This is a genomic window from Azospirillum aestuarii, from assembly GCF_016632405.1.
Classification (GTDB): Bacteria; Pseudomonadota; Alphaproteobacteria; order Azospirillales; family Azospirillaceae; genus Azospirillum; species Azospirillum aestuarii.
Window position 1 is genome coordinate 36,251 of record NZ_JAEPIV010000011.1, and the last position, 17,900, is coordinate 54,150.

General features: G+C 70.9%; 16 protein-coding genes. 5 read left to right on the forward strand and 11 right to left on the reverse strand.

What is annotated here, in order from left to right:
* Positions 1-149 precede the first annotated feature (149 nt).
* The 6 genes from JJL56_RS18945 to JJL56_RS18970 all read right to left on the reverse strand — a co-directional run bounded on the left by JJL56_RS18945 (position 150) and on the right by JJL56_RS18970 (position 6,690).
* Positions 150-1,553, reverse strand: coding sequence for an alginate export family protein (locus JJL56_RS18945; RefSeq protein ID WP_200485931.1), 1,404 nt, complete (start codon positions 1,551-1,553; stop codon positions 150-152).
* A complete protein-coding gene (locus JJL56_RS18950; protein ID WP_145627077.1) occupies positions 1,550-3,172 on the reverse strand; it encodes an MFS transporter in 1,623 nt (540 codons plus the stop codon). The genes JJL56_RS18945 and JJL56_RS18950 overlap by 4 nt, the downstream gene beginning before the upstream one ends.
* On the reverse strand, positions 3,169-3,624 hold the full coding sequence (locus tag JJL56_RS18955; protein ID WP_186452986.1) for a DoxX family protein: 456 nt from the start codon (positions 3,622-3,624) through the stop codon (positions 3,169-3,171). The genes JJL56_RS18950 and JJL56_RS18955 overlap by 4 nt, the downstream gene beginning before the upstream one ends.
* A 14-nt stretch (positions 3,625-3,638) precedes the next feature.
* A complete protein-coding gene (locus tag JJL56_RS18960) occupies positions 3,639-5,609 on the reverse strand; it encodes an amidohydrolase (protein ID WP_200485932.1) in 1,971 nt (656 codons plus the stop codon).
* On the reverse strand, positions 5,606-5,905 hold the full coding sequence (locus tag JJL56_RS18965) for a XapX domain-containing protein (protein ID WP_145627074.1): 300 nt from the start codon (positions 5,903-5,905) through the stop codon (positions 5,606-5,608). The genes JJL56_RS18960 and JJL56_RS18965 overlap by 4 nt, the downstream gene beginning before the upstream one ends.
* Before the next feature lie 113 nt (positions 5,906-6,018).
* On the reverse strand, positions 6,019-6,690 hold the full coding sequence (locus JJL56_RS18970; protein WP_145627073.1) for a hydrolase: 672 nt from the start codon (positions 6,688-6,690) through the stop codon (positions 6,019-6,021).
* Positions 6,691-6,940: 250 nt separating this feature from the next.
* Between JJL56_RS18970 and JJL56_RS18975 the strand changes: the two genes are divergently transcribed.
* Positions 6,941-8,569, forward strand: coding sequence for an MASE4 domain-containing protein (locus JJL56_RS18975; protein WP_200485933.1), 1,629 nt, complete (start codon positions 6,941-6,943; stop codon positions 8,567-8,569).
* Entirely contained in the window at positions 8,566-9,222 is a 657-nt protein-coding gene (locus JJL56_RS18980) for a response regulator transcription factor (protein WP_145627070.1), read from the forward strand. The genes JJL56_RS18975 and JJL56_RS18980 overlap by 4 nt, the downstream gene beginning before the upstream one ends.
* Before the next feature lie 11 nt (positions 9,223-9,233).
* On the opposite strand, the gene JJL56_RS18985 is transcribed toward JJL56_RS18980, so the two are convergent.
* The gene (locus JJL56_RS18985; protein WP_200485934.1) at positions 9,234-10,058 is read right to left on the reverse strand and encodes an alpha/beta fold hydrolase; all 825 of its coding nucleotides are present in this window, start codon (positions 10,056-10,058) and stop codon (positions 9,234-9,236) included.
* 426 nt (positions 10,059-10,484) lie between these two features.
* On the opposite strand from JJL56_RS18985, the gene JJL56_RS18990 reads away from it, so the two are divergent.
* Positions 10,485-12,122, forward strand: a complete 1,638-nt coding sequence (locus JJL56_RS18990; protein ID WP_200485935.1) for a bifunctional diguanylate cyclase/phosphodiesterase — start codon at positions 10,485-10,487, stop codon at positions 12,120-12,122.
* Between the two features lie 10 nt (positions 12,123-12,132).
* Here JJL56_RS18990 and JJL56_RS18995 read toward each other — a convergent pair whose 3' ends face one another.
* From JJL56_RS18995 to JJL56_RS19010, 4 genes are all read right to left on the reverse strand, one after another.
* Positions 12,133-12,315: a hypothetical protein gene (locus JJL56_RS18995; RefSeq protein ID WP_145627067.1), complete on the reverse strand. Its 183-nt coding sequence runs from the start codon at positions 12,313-12,315 to the stop codon at positions 12,133-12,135.
* Between the two features lie 15 nt (positions 12,316-12,330).
* Complete coding sequence (feoB, locus tag JJL56_RS19000; RefSeq protein WP_200485936.1) at positions 12,331-14,220, reverse strand: ferrous iron transporter B; 1,890 nt, start codon at positions 14,218-14,220, stop codon at positions 12,331-12,333.
* 67 nt (positions 14,221-14,287) lie between these two features.
* Positions 14,288-14,587: a FeoA family protein gene (locus tag JJL56_RS19005; protein WP_200485937.1), complete on the reverse strand. Its 300-nt coding sequence runs from the start codon at positions 14,585-14,587 to the stop codon at positions 14,288-14,290.
* A gap of 146 nt (positions 14,588-14,733) precedes the next feature.
* Positions 14,734-15,549, reverse strand: coding sequence for a tetratricopeptide repeat protein (locus tag JJL56_RS19010; RefSeq protein ID WP_247891147.1), 816 nt, complete (start codon positions 15,547-15,549; stop codon positions 14,734-14,736).
* A gap of 52 nt (positions 15,550-15,601) precedes the next feature.
* Here JJL56_RS19010 and JJL56_RS19015 point away from each other — a divergent pair, with 52 nt between their 5' ends.
* Positions 15,602-16,483 (forward strand): SDR family oxidoreductase, encoded by an 882-nt coding sequence (locus JJL56_RS19015; protein WP_145627060.1) that lies wholly within the window; start codon positions 15,602-15,604, stop codon positions 16,481-16,483.
* Positions 16,484-16,745: 262 nt separating this feature from the next.
* Positions 16,746-17,876 carry a DNA polymerase III subunit beta gene (dnaN, locus tag JJL56_RS19020; RefSeq protein ID WP_145627058.1) on the forward strand — a complete coding sequence of 377 codons (1,131 nt, stop codon included), beginning with the start codon at positions 16,746-16,748 and terminating at the stop codon, positions 17,874-17,876.
* The last annotated feature ends 24 nt before the right edge of the window (positions 17,877-17,900 follow it).

Genomic DNA, 17,900 nt, shown 5'->3' on the forward strand with positions numbered 1-17,900 from the left:
CGGTTCGGGTCAGTGGAACGGCACGCTTGCACGGACGTTCCGCATGCCTGAGAGGTAACCGGCGTAAGTTACCGTAAGCCCGGCAGGCTGGCCCGGACGGCCCGATCCATCGATTCGTCGGATGTGGGGGGAGCGGTCACCCGGAAGGATCAGAATTTGAACACCGCCTCCACCCCGACGAAGTGGATCGTCTTCGCGGGGCCGGTGTCCTGAAGGAAGGAGCCGGGCCGGAACAGCGAGTAGGACAGCAGCCCCTCGACCGTGCGCCCGGCGGCGTAGGACAGCACAAGCTCCCCCTGCGTGCCGATGTAACGCGACCGCGAACCGGCGCCGTCGCGGAGCAGGGTCCCGGACAGGTCGTAGACGCCGTCCCCCAGGCTCGTCCGCCAATAGGCGATGGCCGAGGCGGACAGGCTGAATTCGTCCGACAGCGCCAGATCCACGGAGGGATGCAGGTTCATCAGGTTCAGCGGCCCGACCGGGGTCAGCTCCCCGAAGTACTTCGCGCGGGGGAACAGAGGGTTGAATGTGCCCAGCCGCCCGTCGCCGGGATCGCGGTCGCCGCTGGCGATGTTGGCCTTGAGCCCGAGCCGCGGGCGCAGCGGGACGCTCTCCCAGCGGTGACCAGTGTCGCTGGCGACCGACCATGCGGCGATGGTGTCGCCATCAATGCGCCCGGTCTGGAGCATGGCCTCCCAGTTCCAGTCCCAGCCGTCGGCCTTTCCGAACAGGCGGGTGCCCAGCGTGTGCCGCTCCTCCCGCCCCTGCCCGCCCTCGAAGGACGCCGCCCGGTTGCCGTAGCCGATGTAGTAGGCGTCCAGCCCCGTGCCCCAGCCCGCACCGGCGCCGCGCGTGGCGTACAGCCCCCAGGCGGAGCGCCCGCCGTCGCGCCGGTCGTCGAACAGGTCGGGCGCGGCGCGGACCGGGCGGCCGAGGAAGCCGTCCACCCGCCAGGGACCGGATTGCACGATGCCCGTCACCGCGTCGAAGGCGCGGGGCACGTTGGCACCGTAGCGCAGGCTGATCAGCCGCTCCGACCCGTAGGCGAGCATCTGGCGCCCCGCCCGCAGCGTGCCCTGCGCGCTCCCCAGCGGGACGGACAGGTCGGCGAAACCCTGCAGCAGGTCGGCTCGGTCGACGTCCGGCGCCCCCTCCGGCCCGAGCTTGCCCGCCGTGTCGGCCATGATCAGCTGACCGAAGACGCGCAGGGCCGGGCCGACGCGCAGGTCGGCGTAAGGCAACAGCCGCCACAGGCCGTAGGCGTCGCTCCTGGGCTCATCCTGTCCCCAGCCGCTGTTGCGCACCGCCTCGCCGCGCAGCCGCGCCTCCAGCCCGGTGGACAGGGAGACCGTGCCGCCGGGGGTGAGCGGGATCGCCTTGAACCGCTCCCAGAAGGCGCCGCTGCCCGCCGCGGGGTCGAGGAGGTAGCGGTAGTCCTCGTCGTAGCGGCTGTTGGTCAGGGGTGGGGGCGGCGTCTCCACAGGAGTTTCCGCAGGGGCCGGGGCGGACTGGAGCAGCAGAGCCGCGACCAGCGCCCCGCGCCATCGCCTCACGACGCCTTTCCCGAGCCGTGCTCCAGCGCCAGGAAATGCGACACCCGCGGCGGACCGTCGCCGCGGTGGAAGGCCAGCGCCTCCCTCTGCACGTCCGCGTCGGCGTTGGACACCCGGCGGTGCTGGCGCTGGTGCTCCGCCCAGGACTCCACGAAGAACCACTCCAGCACCCGTTCCGGATCGCCGGAATCCTGGCTGACGCCCCAGGCGTAGGCGCCGTCCCGCCGCCGCGCCTCCGACAGGCGGCGCAGCGCGGCGTGGAAGGCGTGCTGGTCGGCGGCGGCCACCCGGTACTCGATGGTGATCAGCACCGGGCCGCGGTCGTTGCGCACCGGCTCGGCGGTCAACGGCTCCGGCCAGTGGTTGGAGGGGGTGAGGTCGGCCTCGCCCTCCGGCAGCGGCACCGCGCGGGACAGCACCGCCACGGCCAGCAGCCCGGCGGCGCTGACCCACAGGGTGGCGGGCACGCCGATCCCTTCGGCCAGAGCCCCCCAGCCAAGGCTGCCCGCCGTCAGTGCGCCATTGAACACCGTCAGGTACAGCGCCAGACCACGCCCGCGTACCCAATTAGGCAGGATCGCCTGGGTCGTGGCGCTCAGCGTCGTCAGCACGGCGATCCAGGCCGCCCCGGCGCCCAGCAGGACCGGCAGCGCCAGCCAGCGCGGCGGGGCCAGGGCCAGAATGCCCATCACGACGGCGGTGACCAGCGCCGCCGCCAGCATCAGGCCATCCGCGCCCAGACGCTCGCGCAGGCGCGGCAGGACGGTCGCCCCGCCGATCGCACCCGCCCCCACGGCGCCGAGCAGCAGGCCGTAGAAGCCCGGCCCGCCACCCAGCATCGGCCCGGCGACGATGGGCAGCAAGGCCCAGAGGGCACTGGCGCAGGCGAAGAACAGGCCGGCGCGCAGGAAGACGCGGTGCAACTCCTTGCTGGCGCGGGCGTAGCGCAGCCCGGCGCGCAACGCGCCGCCGAACTGCTCCGACAGATCGTCGCGGGCGTCGGGGGTGCGCCGCCACCACAGCAGGGCGGCGATGACGATGATGTAGGAACTCACATCCACCGCGTAGGTGGCGGCGGCCCCGGCGGCGGCCAGGATCGCGCCGCCCGCCGCCGGGCCGATGGCGCGGGCGATGTTGATGCCCAGGCTGTTCAGCGCCACCGCGCCCTTCAGCTCGCCGCGCGGCACCAGCTCCGGCACGATGGATTGCCAGACCGGCGCCATCAGCGCCGCCCCGACCCCGCCGAGGAAGGTCAGCCCGGCGATGGAGGCCACGCTGGCGACGCCCAGCCACGCCTGGACCATCAGCGCGGCGCTGACGCAGGCGAGCAGGCACTGGATGACGATCAGCATCCGCCGCCGATCCATGATGTCCGACAGCACGCCCGCCGGGATCGCCAGCAGGAAGATCGGCAGCGAGCCCGCTGCCTGGATCAGCGCGACGGTGGACGGCGATCCCGACAGGTCAAGCACCAGCCACGCGCTCGCCACGTCGCGCATGAAGGTGCCGACGTTGCCCAGCACGGCCGCCACCCACAGCACGGCGAACAGCCGGTTGCGCAGCGGCGCGAAGGCCCCGGCCGGCTTGGTTCCAGGGGAGGGAACGGTTTCGGCGGTCATGCGGACCCTCCCCGGCGGTGGGCGTTGCGGTGGGTGAGCACCGCCGCCGCCGCGAAGCCGCCGACGATGGCCAGATGCTCCAGGAATGTGGCGGTCTGGCGGGCGCGGTCCGGCCCCTCATAAGTCCAGAAGGCGTGGGCGAGCAGCGTGGCGACCACCGTGAAGCCGGCGAGCAGCCCGGCGCCGAGCCAGCACCAGCGCCGTGTCAAAAACAGCGCCGACCCGCCGAGCTGGGTGACGATCACCGCCGCCGCGACGAGGACCGGCAGGCCGAGACCCAGCCCCGCCGCCTCGGCCACCGCACCGTTGAAGTCCGTCAGCTTGACCAGCCCGCTGACCAGGAAGGGCGCCGCCAGCGCGAGGCGGGCGAGCCAGGCGGTCCCCGGCCAGTCGAGCAGCGCGGCGACCGGCGCACCGGCGGCGTCCTTGCGCGTGCAAAGGGTGTCGGCCATCGTCCCGCTCCCCCTCACACCGCCCAGCAGCCGCAGCCGAACACGCCCCAGAAGCTGCGCGCGTCCGCCGAGGGCACGTCGGCGCCCAGCGCCGCCGCGTGGTCGTGGCCGTGCACGGCGCAGCCGGAGTGGCAGCCGCACTCCGCCGCCTGCCGCTGCACCGTCTTGGGATCGCGGTAATAGCCGCCGACCGTGGCGACCGGCGACCAGTCGGGCATCGGCTTGGGCAGCGGCGGGGCGAGCGTGTCGTAATCGCCCTCGCCATGCACCACGGCACCACCCAGCAGGGTCAGGACGGAGCGGATGTGGGGGATGCGGTCCTCCGGCACGGCCATGTAGTCGTCGCTGAGCAGCGCCGCGTCGGCGAGTTGCCCGGCCTCGATCCGGCCCTTCTTGCCCTGCTCGTTGGAGAACCAGGTGTTGGCCTCCGTCCACAGGCGCAGCGCCGTCTCGCGGTCCAGACGGTTGGCCATCGGGTAGAGCGACAGCCCGCCCACCGTCTTGCCGGTGACCAGCCAGGATAGCGAGACCCAGGGGTTGTAGCTCGCCACGCGGGTGGCGTCCGTCCCGGCGCCCACCGGCACCCCGGCGGCCATCATCCTGGCGATGGGCGGCGTGGCCTCGGCGGCCTTGGCGCCGTAGCGCTCCACGAAATACTCGCCCTGATAGGCCATGCGGTGCTGCACGGCGATGCCGCCGCCAAGCGCGGCGATGCGGTCGATGTTGCGCTCGCTGATCGTCTCGGCGTGGTCGAAGAACCAGTTCAGCCCCTGCAGCGGGATGTCGCGGTTGACCTTCTCGAAGACGTCGAGCGCCCGGCCGATGGTCTCGTCGTAGGTGGCGTGCAGCCGCCACGGCCAGCGCCGCTCGGCCAGCAGGCGCACCACCGGCTCCAGGTCCGTCTCCATGTTGGGCGGCATCTCGGGCCGGGCGACCCGGAAGTCCTCGAAGTCGGCAGCCGAATAGACCAGCATCTCCCCCGCCCCGTTCAGGCGGTAGCGGTCGTCGCCGTCGCCCGGCTTGACCTTGTCCGACCAGTTGGCGAAGTCCTGCAACTCCTCCTTCGGCTTCTGGGTGAACAGGTTGTAGGCGATGCGCAGCGTCATCTCGCCGTCGGCGTGCAACTTCTCAATGATCGCGTAGTCGTCGGGGTAGTTCTGGAAGCCGCCGCCGGCGTCGATCACGCTGGTCACGCCCAGACCGTTCAGCTCCCGCATGAAGTGGCGGGTGGAGTTGACCTGATACTCCTCCGGCAGCTTCGGCCCCTTGGCGAGGGTGGAGTACAGGATCATCGCGTTGGGCAGGGCGAGCAGCAGGCCGGTCGGGTTGCCCGCGGCATCGCGCTGGATCTCGCCGCCCGGCGGGTTGGGCGTGTCCTTGCCGTAGCCCACCGCCCGCAGCGCCGCCCCGTTCAGCAGCGCGCGGTCGTAGAGGTGCAGGATGAAGACCGGCGTGTCGGGGGCGGCGGCGTTGAGTTCCTCCAGCGTCGGCAGGCGCTTCTCGGCGAACTGGTGCTCGGTGAAGCCGCCGACGACGCGGACCCACTGCGGGGCGGGGGTGCGGGCCACCTGGGCGCGCAGCATCGCCATGGCGTCGGCCAGCGTCGGCACGCCGTCCCAGCGCAGCTCCATGTTGTAGTTCAGGCCGCCGCGGATGACGTGGATGTGGCTGTCGATCAGGCCGGGGATCAGGCGGCGTCCCTTGGCGTCGATCACCGTGGCGTCGGGAGATGATGCGGCGCGCACCTCGGCCTCCCGCCCCACGGCGAGGAAGCGCCCGTCGCGGATCGCCACGGCGTCGGCCTGCGGGTTGGCGCGGTCGAGCGTCGTGACGCGGGCGTTGACGATCAGAAGGTCGGAAGACGGCATGGCGGCATTCCCAAGGCGGGTGAACAGGGGTGAGGCGAGCAGGGTGGCGGCGGCGCTTCCGGCGATGGCGCCGCGACGACCGATGCCGGTGCGGCCGATACCGGTACGGCCGGTCATGCCCGGCCCCGCGGGGGTGCGTCCGCGGCCGGGACCGGCGGGTTCGCGGCATCGGGAGCGGCGGCGCTGCCGGCCTGCGGCCCCAGGATGTGACGGGCGCAGTCGTTCTGGATGAAGGCGAGGACCGGCTGCCCGGCGATCAGCCGCTTGACCACCGGCACCGCCTGCTCGCCGACCAGCATGCCGAGCAGGCCGATCAGGGCGATGGTGGGCGGCGCCGGGGAGCGGACACCGAGCAACGCGTAGAGGACGCCGACCAGGATGCCGGCGCCGAGGGAAAGCAGATAGGGCATCATGGCGTGCCTGTTCTTCGTCCGGAAGGGCGGAAAGAGGCGGACCGGCTCCGGGAAGGGTCGGGACCGGTCCGCCGCGGCGCAGGGCGTCAGGCGCCGCAAAGCAAGGGCCGCGATCAGGCGGCGGCGCTGTGGCCGCCTTCCGACGCGCCGAACATCGTCTTGGCGTAGATGATGCCCAGGCCATAGGCGCCGCCGTACTTCTTGGCGATGCCGGTGGTCATCTCGTAGGTCTCGGTGCGCGCCCAGTCGCGCTGCAGTTCCAGCATGTACTGGAGCGAGGTCATCGGGCGGACGCCGGCCTGGACCATGCGGTCCATGGCGCGCTGGTGCGCCTCGACCGAGACGTCGCCGCAGGCGTCGGCGATGACGTAGACCTCGAAGCCCTGGTCCAGCGCCGACAGGGTCGGGCCGACGATGCAGACCGAGGTCCACAGGCCGCAGAAGACCAGCCGGGTCTTGCCCAGGCCATTCACCCGCTTGATGACGTTGGCGTCCTCCCAGGTGTTCATGGAGGTGCGGTCGGTGACCTCCGCCTCCGGGAAGGCTTCCCTGATCTCGGAGAAGATCGGGCCGGAGAAGCTCTTCTCCGCGACCGTGGTCAGGATCGTCGAGACGCCGAAGCCGGCGGCGGCGTGGGCGACCAGCGCGGTGTTGGTGCGCAGCGTCGTGGCGTCGATCGAATGGGTCGCGAAGGCCATCTGCGACTGATGATCGATCATGATCAGCGCGTGGTCCTTCGGCGATACGAGCAGCTTGCCGGGAGTCGCGGTGGCGGTGATGGTCATGTCTCTATCCCTTTGTTCTTGGCGCCGGTGCTCCAGACGGGGCCTATGGGCGAAGCCCGTGGCCCGGCGGTGCGTCGAAGCATCGGCCAGGGACGGAGGACGGCGACATTGAACTTGCGTTTGCCGGCCCTATACCTTGGTATATCAGGCCAAGGCGCCGCTCGCCGCCGGTGCCGGTCAGGGTAAAGGGACAGGGCAAAGGGACAGGGTTGAGGAAAGACGTGACCCGACGGCCAGGCGAGCGACGGTGATGCGCACGAGGGATGTCCCCGGAGACCAGCGGTTTCTTCTGGCGACCCTGCCCCCGGGGGCAGGGCAGACGCGGCTGGCCATCGGCACGGTGGCGGGGCTTCTGGTCGCCCTTGCGATCGCGACCCCCTTCGCCCGCCTGACGCTGGACGGCACGGCGGTTCTGCTGCCCGCCTACGCCACCGCGGTCCTGTTGACCGAGCTGATGACCGCCGTCCTGCTGTTCGCGCTCTACGCCACGCAACGCTCGCCGGCCCTGCTGGCCCTGGCCGCCGGCTATCTGGTCACGGCGCTGCTGATCGTTCCCTGGGCGCTGACCTTCCCCGGAGTCTTCGCGCCGACCGGGCTGCTCGGCGCCGGCCTGCAGAGCACGGCCATCGTGGCCGCCGGGCGCCGCATCGGGCTGCCGCTGTTCATCCTGGCCTACGCGCTGCTGAAGGCCGTGGAGGCCGGGCCGCGCGAGGCCCACCGCCCGGCCCTCCCCGCCATCGCGGGCGGCGTGGCGCTGGCGGCGGCGCTGGCCGGGGGCCTGACGGCCTTCGCGCTGGCCAACGACGCCGTTCTTCCCCAGCTGATGGTCGACACCATGCGGGAAACGCCGTTGTGGCGGGTCGTGCCGGTGACGGCGTTGGCGCTCTGCGCCGCCGCACTGGCCGTCCTGTGGCGGCAACGGCGCTCCGTCCTGGACCTCTGGCTGATGGTCGTCCTGGCCGCCTGGGCCATCGAGACCTGCCTGCTGAGCTTCATCAGCGGCGGGCGCTTCAGCGCCGGCTGGTGGTCGGGGCGGCTGTTCGGGCTGGCCGCCTCCAGCGTCGTCCTGCTGATCCTGCTGGCGGAGATGACGACGCTTTACGGGCGGCTGGTCCGCTCGGTGGCGGCGGAACGGCGGGTGCGCGACGCGCGGCTGGCCAGCCTGGAGGCGCTCTCCGCCTCCATCGCGCACGAGGTCAACCAGCCGCTGGCGAGCATGGTCACCAACGCGGGCGCCGGGCTCCGCTGGCTCGACCGCCCGTCGCCCAATCTGGTGGAGGTGCGGGCGGCGCTGAAGCGGATCTCCGACGACGGCCACCGCGCCGCGCGGGTGATCGCCTGCATCCGCGATTCCTTCCGCAAGGCGCCGCCCCAGCGCCGCCGGCTGGACATCAACGGCGTGATCCGGAGCGCGCTGGACCGCACCGAGGGCGAGCGCCGCCTGAACCGGATCGCCGTCCGCACCGACCTGCAGCAGAGCCTGCCGCCGGTCAACGGCAGCCCGGTGCAACTCGAACAGGTGCTCCTGAACCTGATCGCCAACGCCGACGACGCGATGGGCGCGGTCGCCGACCGTCCGCGCGTGCTGAGCATCCGCTCGCGCCGCCGCGGCCTCGCCGACGTCCTCGTGTCGGTGGAGGATACCGGCACCGGGTTGCAGGCGACCCAAAAGGAGCGGCTGTTCGAACCCTTCTTCACCACCAAGGAGCATGGAATCGGCATGGGGCTGACCATCTGCCAGTCGATCGTGGAGGCCCATGGCGGTCGGCTGTGGATGGCCGCCAACCAGCCCCACGGCGCCGTCTTCCGCTTCACCCTGCCCGCCGACGACGAGCCGGAGCGGCCGGAGGCCGGCGCCGCCCTGGAGCGGACGCGATGACCGACCGAACCGTCTCCGACCGGCCCGCCACCGCCATGGAAACGCCCTTCGTCGCCATCATCGACGACGATCCGTCGATCCGGGAATCGCTGGTCAGCCTGCTGCGCTCCGTCGGGCTGACCGCCCTGCCCTTCGCCTCGGCGCAGGACTTCCTTCAGCACCGCTGGCCCGACGCGCCGGGCTGCCTGGTGCTGGACGTGCGGCTGCCCGGCCAAAGCGGGCTGGAGTTCCAGCGCGAGCTGACCGGGGCGGGCATCCATCTGCCGGTCGTCTTCATCACCGGCCACGGCGACATTCCCATGTCGGTGACGGCGATGAAGGCCGGCGCCGTCGAGTTCCTGGCCAAGCCCTTCCGCGATCAGGACCTGATCGACGCCGTCCACACCGGCATCGAGCGCGACCGCGACCGCCGCCGCGCCGTCGACGCCCTGTCCGATCTTCAGGAACGCTTCCGCAGCCTGACCCCGCGCGAGCGGGAGGTGATGCGGCTCGTCGCCGCCGGGCAGCTCAACAAGCAGATCGCCGCCGAGTTGCAGCTCAGCGAGATCACCGTGAAGGTCCACCGTGCCAGCGTGATGCGCAAGATGCAGGCGCGGTCCCTGCCCGATCTGGTGCGCATCGCCGACAAGGTGACCCCTGCCGGCGACGCCTGACCGGTCCTTGCTTACGACCCCTTGATAAAGGCCTGCACGTCGGCGTTGAAGCGGTCCTGGTGGGTGGCGGTCAGGCCATGCGGCGCCCCCTCGTAGACCGTCAGCGTCGCCTGCGGCGCGATCTCCACGGCGCGGCGCGCCGCCGCGTCGATGGGCACGATCTGGTCGTCGTCGCCGTGGATGAACAGCGTCGGGAGCGCCATCTTCTTCAGATCCTCGGTGAAGTCGGTTTCCGAGAATTGCTGGATGCAGTCGTAGGCGCCCTTGATCCCGGCCATCATGCCCTGCAGCCAGAAGGATTGCCGCAGCCCCTCCGACACCTTCGCCCCGTCACGGTTGAAGCCGTAGAAGGGCATGGTCAGGTCGAGGAAGAACTGCGACCGGTCGTCGTAGGTGCCCTTGCGGATGCCGTCGAAGACGTCCATCGGCAGGCCGCCGGGGTTGGCCGCGGTCTTCAGCATGATCGGCGGCACCGCCCCGACCAGCACGGCCTTGGCGACTCGCCCGGTGCCGTGGCGCCCGATGTAGCGGGCGACCTCGCCGCCGCCGGTCGAATGGCCGATCATCACCGCGTCGCGCACGTCCAGCGCGTCGAGCAGCTCGGCCAGATCGTCGGCATACTGGTCCATGTGGTTGCCGGCCCAGGTCTGGTCGGACCGGCCATGGCTGCGTCGGTCGTGGGCGATGACCCGGTAGCCCTGCTGGCCGAAGAACAGCATCTGCCCGTCCCAGGCGTCGGCGCTGAGCGGCCAACCGTGCGAGAAGACCACCGGCTGTCCGCTGCCCCAGTCCTTGTAGAAGATGCGGGTGCCGTCCTTGGTCGAGATCGTGCTCAAAACCCCCTCCATTTTTTTGGGCGCTCGAAAGTTCCGCGGCGCGGGGGAAGGCGGACACCGGCCTTTCCATGGGCAACGCGGGACGACGTCGGCGTCACAACAGTGCCGAAAGCGGCCCGGCCTGGAAACTATACGGAGGTATCGGTGGGCCGCCCGTGCGTATGGCAAGCCGGTGGAGGACGGCGCCGCTGGATCGCGGCAAGGGGGGAAGAGAACGGGAAGACACGCGAACCGGCACCGCCGCTGTTCGCCCAGCGGTGGAAATATTTCGTTTTTTCAATCAGTTCCGGTGCTTTTGATGGAGATTTAGCTCCCTTTGCGTCTTCCGGACCGGCCCTGCATCGTTTATCTTCGGACAGCGGTGGGCACGAAGCCTATCCATCTGTGAAATAAGCAAACGGCTTCTTGGAGGAGCAGAGCTTGCGGATGCTTGTCGCCGTGGCCGATGAACTGCGCCGACAGAGCCGCAGCATCATCGTACGTCTTATGCTGTTTGGACTAGTCTTGGTCTTTGTCGGCGCCTGCGCGCGCATCTGGGTCCTGTCCTCCTTCTTGGAGAACAAGATCGACAACCTGACCTCGTCCCAACAGCAATCGACCGCGTCCTACGTTGCCCACGACATCGACGAGAAGATCAAGGCCCGGCTCGACCTCCTGCGCCGGGCCGCCGGAAGCCTGCCATTGGCGAGCCTCGACGATCCCGCAGCCCTGCGGGATTGGCTGAAGACGCATCACGAGATCGCGCCCCTGTTCTCGCGCGGGCTGATGGTCGTCCGGCCGGACGGGCACGGAGTCTTCGCCGATTACCCGGAACGGCACCGATCGCCCGATTTCGACGTTTCGGATCGCGACTGGTTCCGGTCGGCGCTGGACACCCGCGAACCGGTGATCGGGAGGCCCGCCCGCTCCGCCATCGATGATGAGCCGATGGTGGTCATGGCGACGGCGGTCACCGACGCGGCCGGAACCCCGGTCGCGGTCCTGGCCGGCGCCACCGCCCTGTCGTCTCCCGGCTTCCTCAATCTGGTGCAGGGAAACCGCATCGGGCGCAGCGGCGGCTTCCTGCTGGTCTCCCCCCGCGACAAGCTGTTCGTGTCGGCCAGCGATCACGGCATGATCCTGGCCGCGACCCCGCCGGAGGGGGTGAACCCGCTGCACGACCGGGCCATGGCCGGCTACCGCGGCACCGGCATCACCGTCAACGCGGCGGGAGTGGAGGAGTTGTCTGCCATCGCGGCGGTCCCGACGGCAGGCTGGTTCCTGGTCGCCCGGCTGCCCACGGCGGAGGCGTTCGAAGGGGTGCGGGACCTGCAGACCTTCATCGCCACCAACAGCCTGATGATCGCCGCCTTCGCCGTGACCGTGCTGTTCTTCGGCATGCGCCGTTTCTTCCGCCCGCTGACCGAGGCGGCGCGGCGGATGCACCAGATGGCCGACGGGCATGTCGAGCTGTCGCCCCTGCCGGTCCACCGCATGGACGAGGTCGGAGAGCTGGCGCAGGGCTTCAACTATCTGCTGGGCAAGCTGCGGGAGCAGGAGGCCGCCCTGCGGGCGAGCGAGGCGCGGATGGCCCATATGGCCCATCACGACGCGCTCACCGGCCTGCCCAACCGCGCCATGTTCCTCCAGCGGCTGCAACAGGCCATCGACCGGGCGGAGCGCGGCGGCATGCTGTTCGCCTTGCTCTACATCGATCTGGACGGTTTCAAGCCGATCAACGACACCCACGGCCACAGCCGCGGCGACGAGGTCCTGCGCGTGGTGGCGCGCCGCCTGTCCGGCCTGCTGCGCCGATCCGACCTGATCGCCCGCATCGGCGGCGACGAGTTCGCCATCATCCTGGAGGTGGAGGTCACCCGCGCCGGGGCGGAAACGGTCGCCGACAAGTGCCGGGCGGCGCTGGAGGAGCCCATCCTGATCGACGGGCTGCGGCTGCCGCTCGCCCTGTCGATCGGCGTTGCCGTCTACCCGCAGGACGGGCGCGATTCCCAGCAGCTCATCGTCCACGCCGATCAGGCCATGTACGCGGTCAAGAGGGGCGCCGCACGGGTCCCGGCCCTGTAGGCGCTTCCGCTCAGTGACAGCCCGAACCGCCGCCGGAGGGGCCGCAGCCCGTGCACCCGCCGCCGCAGCCAGGCCCCTTCGGCACGGCGCGGCCCAGCAGGCGGGCGCGCAGCCCGGCCGGAAGGATCACGCGCCACACCGTCCACGCCGCGGCCACCGCCACAACCACCGCAACCAGCAGATTCTGCCACATGGCTATGCCCTCCCCTTACAGCAGCGCAGACGCGACGCGGTAGGTGATGAAGCTCGCCCCATAGGCCAGCGTGATCATGTAGACGAACATCACCGCCGGCCAGAACCAGCCGTTGGTCTCCCGCTTCACCACCGACAGGGTGGCGACGCATTGCGGGGCGAAGACGTACCAGGCGAGCAACGACAGGGCGGTCGGCAGGCTCCAGGAGGCGGCCAGCGCGCCGGCCAGCGACGTCTGGAGCGCGTCGCCGCTGTCGCTCAGCGCGTAGATGGTGCCCAGCACGCCGACCGCCACCTCGCGCGCCGCGATGCCCGGCACCAGCGCCACGGCGATCTGCCAGGTGAAGCCGATGGGCGCCAGCAGCGGTTCCAGCGCGTGGCCGATCATGCCGGCGATGGAATACTGGATGGCCGGCTCGGTCGCCCCCTCCGGCGCGGCGGGGAAGCTCGCCAGGAACCACATGACGATCATCAGCGCGAAGATCGTCGTCCCGGCCCGCGCCAGGAAGACCTTGGCCCGCTCGAACAGGCCCAGCGCGATGTCGCGCGGGTTGGGCAGGCGGTAGGCCGGAAGCTCCATCAGCAACGGCTCGCGCGCGCCCTTGAACACCGTGCCCTTCAGCACGAAGGCGACGGCCAGCGCCGACAGGATGCCCGCGGCGTAGAGCGCGAACATCACCAGCCCCGGCAGCCCGACCAGACCGCCCAGCAGCGGACGGTCCGGCACGAAGGCCGCGATCAGCAGCGTGTAGACCGGCAGCCGGGCGGAGCAGGTCATCAGCGGGGCGATCATGATGGTCGCCAGCCGGTCGGCCCGGTTCTCGATGGTGCGCGCCGCCATGACGCCGGGCACTGCGCAGGCGAAGCTGGACAGCAGCGGGATGAAGGCCCGCCCGTGCAGCCCCACCCCGCCCATCAGCCGGTCCAGCAGGAAGGCGGCGCGGGCGAGATAACCGGTCGCCTCCAGCACCAGGATGAAGAAGAACAGCACGAGGATCTGCGGCAGGAAGATGACCACGCTGCCCACCCCGGCGATGATCCCGTCGGTCAGCAGGCTGCGCAGCGCGCCGTCCGGCAGGGTCGCGGTCACCCAATCCTTCAGCCCGCTGACCGCGCCGTCGATCAGGTTCATCGGCGCCTCGGCCCAGGCGAACACCGCCTGGAACATCAAGAACAGCACGAGGAACAGGAAGGCCAGCCCGAACACCGGGTGCAGCAGCACGGCGTCCACCCGCCGGGTCGCCACTGGCGGCAGGCCGGCGTCGGCCACGCAGCCGGCCAGAAGCCCTTCGACCTCCTGGTGATAGGCCCGCAGGTCGCGCGAGGAGGGCTCGCTCCAGCCGCAGGGGGGCGGGGTTTCCGCCGCATCCACTGCCATGGCCATGGCGCCGTCGATCTGCTCCAGTAGCGGCTGGACGCCGCCGCGGCGGATGGCGACGGTCGGCACCACCGGCACGCCGAGTGCTGCGGACAGGGCCGCCGCGTCGATGCGGCAGCCGCGCTTCTCCGCCGCGTCCATCATGTTCAGCGCCAGGATGATCGGGCGGCCCAGCCGCTTCAGCTCGATCACCAGCCGCAGGTTCAGGCGCAGGTTGGTGGCGTCGGCGACGCAGACCAGCAGGTCGGGGCTGTCCTCGTGCGAGAAGCGGCCCAGCACGACGTCGCGGGTCACCTCCTCGTCGGGGGAGCGGGCGCGCAGGCTGTAGGTGCCCGGCAGGTCGATCACCTGCACGCGGCGGCCGAGCGGGCTGACGAAATGCCCGATCTTCCGTTCCACGGTGACGCCCGGATAGTTCGCCACCTTCTGGCGGGACCCGGTGAGCGCGTTGAACAGGGCGGTCTTGCCGCAGTTCGGGTTGCCGACCAGCGCGATGCGCGGCGGCAGGGCGGAGTCCAGGACCGACATGGCCGGATGTCCTTGCAGGAGGTCGCTTTGACGGAGGGTGGCGGCGGCGCGCGGCGGGCGGCGGGCGTCAGGTGGCCGGCGCCACCAGCACGGCGCGCGCCTCGGCGCGGCGGAGCGCCAGCGTGTGCTCGTTCACGCGGATGGCGATCGGGTCGCGGCCCGGAAAGGCTTCGTGCAGGACCTCGACGTGGGAGCCCTCGACCAGCCCCATCTCGATCATGCGCCGCTCCAGCTCCCCTTCGGGAAGGGTGGTGACGACCCCCCGCTCATCGACGCCGGTCACGCGGGCGCGCTCGCCCTTCTTCAACTCGCCCAAATGCCGTCCACCGGGGGACTGGCCCGTTTCGGGGGTGGGATGACCGCTCATGGCTGCACCTGATCGCACCGGGAGGTGGGGGGCGCGTCCGTGTCCGCCCCTCTTCGCCGCGGATGATCCTGCGAAGCGTTCGCATTCGTCCAGCCGGCCAAATGTCGCAGGAGCCTTGTGAAATTAGCGCAACGACCCCATGGCGACTAGGGCTTTGCGGGAGCGGGAGCGCCCTTCGCGTCGCCTTTTGCAACCGGTGCGGGAGCCGGCGCCCTGGCGGAGCGGTCGAGGTTGGCCTGCGCGGTCTTCGCCGCCGCGCTGTTCGGCGCGTTGCGGACGATCTGGCTCCAATCCTCCCGCGCGCCCGGCAGATTGCCGGCCTGCGCCTTGATGTTGGCGCGCAGCAGCAGGGCGTCGGGGTCGCCGGGGCGCAGCTCCAGCGCGCGGTCGATGTCGGCGACGGCCTGCCGGTCGTTGGCCAGCGCCTTGTGCGCGGCGGCGCGGTAGAGATAGGCCTCGGGCCGCCGCGGGTCCCTCTTCAGCGCCGCGTCCAGGTCGGCCACGGCGTCCCAGAAGCGCTCCGTCTCGGCCCGCGCGATGGCGCGGTCGATCAGCAGGTCCACATCGTCCGGCTGGAGCGCCAGGGCGCGGCTGTAGGCCCGCTCCGCCCGCACATTGTCACCGGCGCGCAGCCACGCCCAGCCGGCCCGCCCGAGGATCGAGGCCCCGGCCTTCGGGTCGTCCTTGCCCAGCACCGGGGCCAGCTCCTCCAGCCGCGCCCCGGCGGTTGTGAAGTCACCCTTGTGGAACAGCGCCAGCGCCTGGCACAGCCGGGCATGGTCGCCGCCGCCGCGGTTCAGCCAGGTCTGCGCGCTCTCCAGCGCTTCGGCCGGGCGCTTTTCGGCGAGCGTCAGGCAGGCCTGGAACTCCCGGTTGTGATCGACGGCGGGAGCGGCCAAGGCGGGGCTGACGGAGAAGAGCGCCAGCGCGGCCGTGATGAGGTAAGCGTTGCGTCGGTTCATGGCGGCCTTACACTCCGCCATTGCCGCTTCCGACGCAAGGACCCCGCAAGACATGGCTTCACCCCGTCTGTTCGTCTTCGGCCTGGGCTTCACCGCCCGCGTGTTCGCCGACCGGCTGAAGGCCGAAGGCTGGCGGATCGCCGCCACCTGCCGCGGCGAGGACAAGCGCGCCGCCCTGGAGGCGCAGGGCATCGAGGCGTTCCTGTTCGACCGGGGCCGCCCGCTGGAGGACGCCCGCGCCGCACTCGCCGGCACCACCCATCTGCTGGTCAGCGTCCCGCCCGACGAGCGGGGCGACCCGGTGCTGGACCAGCACGCCATGGATCTGGCGGACCTGCGGACGCTCGACTGGGCCGGCTACCTCTCCACCACCGGAGTCTACGGCGACACCAAGGGCGACTGGGTGGGCGAGGCGGCGTGGCTGCGCCCGACCGGCGAGCGGCAGAAGCGCCGCGTCGAGGCGGAGCGCGGCTGGCTGAACCTGTACCGGCAGTACGGCGTGCCGCTGCATCTCTTCCGGCTGGCCGGCATCTACGGGCCGGGGCGCAGCGCGCTGGACAACGTGCGCGACGGCACCGCCCGGCGGGTGGACAAGCCCGGACAGGTGTTCAGCCGCATCCATGTCGAGGACATCGCGGCGACGCTCCGCGCCTCGATGGACAAGCCGACGCTGGGCGCGGTCTACAACGTCGCCGACGACCTGCCCTCCCCCTCCCACGAGGTGGTGAGCTACGCCTGCGGCCTGTTGGGGGTGGAGCCACCGCCGCTGGTTCCCTTCGCGGAGGCCGGGCTGTCGCCGATGGCCGCCAGCTTCTACGCCGACTGCCGGCGTGTGAAGAACGACCGCATCAAGCGCCAGCTCGGCGTGGAGCTGACCTACCCGGATTACCGCGCCGGGCTGGACGCGCAATTCGCGGCGGAAGGCGGGCGCTAGAGTCGCGGCGGCGCGAATCGCGCGCCCTCCCGCCCCGGCCGCATTCCCCCTACGGCGGCCCCCCGCGGGGGCGTCACGGGCCTCCGGATGGGCTGGAATCAGCGTTTCCGGCGACCGCCCGACCGCGCCGAACGAATTTGGTTCGGCAAAACCGACGTTGTGGTATCATGCGCCCCCGTTCCGGCCCGCTGGACTGTGGCCGGACCGGCATAGGTACACCTGCGAATCGCAAAAAACACGACCTGCCGAGACGACGACCAGCATGAACATCATCATCGAACGCGCCGCCCTTCTCCGGTCCCTTGGTCATGTGCAGAGCGTGGTTGAGCGCAGGAACACCATCCCCATTCTGTCCAACGTGCTGCTGCGGGCGAGCGACGGCGAGCTGTCGCTGGCCGCCACCGACATGGATCTGGAGATCGTCGAAACGGTCCCGGCCACGGTGACCCGCGCGGGCGGCACCACCGCCCCGGCCCACACGCTGTACGACATCGTGCGAAAGCTGCCCGACGGCAGCCAGGTGGAGCTGGACATCGGCGGCGACGGCACGATCCTGACGCTGCGCGCGGGCCGGTCGCAGTTCAAGCTGTCCTGCCTGCCGATCGACGATTTCCCGCAGCTGTCCGGCGGCGACCTGCCGCACCGCTTCGACCTGACGGCGGGCGATCTGCGGGCGCTGGTCGACCGCACCCGCTTCGCCATCTCGACCGAAGAGACGCGCTACTACCTCAACGGCATCTATCTGCACGCCGCCAAGGCCAAGGCCGGCGGGTCCGAGCTGCCGGTGCTGCGCGCCGTGGCGACCGACGGCCACCGTCTGGCGCGGGTCGAGATGCCGCTGCCGGAGGGGGCCGCCGGCATCCCCGGCGTCATCGTTCCGCGCAAGACCGTGAACGAGATCCGCAAGCTGATCGACGAGGCCGCCGACCGCATCGAGCTGTCGCTGTCGGACAACAAAATCCGCTTCGCCTTCGATTCGGTGGTCGTCACCTCCAAGCTGATCGACGGCACCTTCCCGGACTACGAGCGGGTGATCCCGGTCGGCAACGACAAGACGATGGAGGTGGACGCCAAGCTGTTCGCCGCCGCCGTGGACCGCGTCGCCACCATCTCCACCGAGAAGAGCCGGGCGGTGAAGCTGTCGCTGACCCGCGGCACGCTGACCCTCTCCGCCACCAGCCCCGAAGCCGGCAGCGCCACCGAGGAGCTGGAGGTCAATTACCAGGAAGGCCCCCTGGAAATCGGCTTCAACTCTCGCTATCTGCTTGATATCACGCAGCAGATCGAGGGCGAGGGCGCGCGCTTCTCGCTGGCCGACGCCGCCTCGCCGACCATCGTGCGCGACGTCGCCGACCCCACGGCCCTTTACGTGTTGATGCCGATGCGTGTGTGACCGGTCCGGACGGATCGGCGCTTT

Excerpts from the sequence above, each read along its gene's own strand:
- JJL56_RS18950 (WP_145627077.1), bottom strand. The coding sequence starts at position 3,172 with ATGACCGCCGAAACCGTTCCCTCCCCTGGAACCAAGCCGGCCGGGGCC.
- JJL56_RS18955 (WP_186452986.1), bottom strand. The coding sequence starts at position 3,624 with ATGGCCGACACCCTTTGCACGCGCAAGGACGCCGCCGGTGCGCCGGTC.
- JJL56_RS18960 (WP_200485932.1), bottom strand. The coding sequence starts at position 5,609 with ATGACCGGCCGTACCGGTATCGGCCGCACCGGCATCGGTCGTCGCGGC.
- JJL56_RS18965 (WP_145627074.1), bottom strand. The coding sequence starts at position 5,905 with ATGATGCCCTATCTGCTTTCCCTCGGCGCCGGCATCCTGGTCGGCGTC.
- JJL56_RS18970 (WP_145627073.1), bottom strand. The coding sequence starts at position 6,690 with ATGACCATCACCGCCACCGCGACTCCCGGCAAGCTGCTCGTATCGCCG.
- JJL56_RS18975 (WP_200485933.1), top strand. The coding sequence starts at position 6,941 with ATGCGCACGAGGGATGTCCCCGGAGACCAGCGGTTTCTTCTGGCGACC.
- JJL56_RS18980 (WP_145627070.1), top strand. The coding sequence starts at position 8,566 with ATGACCGACCGAACCGTCTCCGACCGGCCCGCCACCGCCATGGAAACG.
- JJL56_RS18990 (WP_200485935.1), top strand. The coding sequence starts at position 10,485 with ATGCTTGTCGCCGTGGCCGATGAACTGCGCCGACAGAGCCGCAGCATC.
- JJL56_RS18995 (WP_145627067.1), bottom strand. The coding sequence starts at position 12,315 with ATGTGGCAGAATCTGCTGGTTGCGGTGGTTGTGGCGGTGGCCGCGGCG.
- feoB (WP_200485936.1), bottom strand. The coding sequence starts at position 14,220 with ATGTCGGTCCTGGACTCCGCCCTGCCGCCGCGCATCGCGCTGGTCGGC.
- JJL56_RS19005 (WP_200485937.1), bottom strand. The coding sequence starts at position 14,587 with ATGAGCGGTCATCCCACCCCCGAAACGGGCCAGTCCCCCGGTGGACGG.
- JJL56_RS19010 (WP_247891147.1), bottom strand. The coding sequence starts at position 15,549 with ATGAACCGACGCAACGCTTACCTCATCACGGCCGCGCTGGCGCTCTTC.
- JJL56_RS19015 (WP_145627060.1), top strand. The coding sequence starts at position 15,602 with ATGGCTTCACCCCGTCTGTTCGTCTTCGGCCTGGGCTTCACCGCCCGC.
- dnaN (WP_145627058.1), top strand. The coding sequence starts at position 16,746 with ATGAACATCATCATCGAACGCGCCGCCCTTCTCCGGTCCCTTGGTCAT.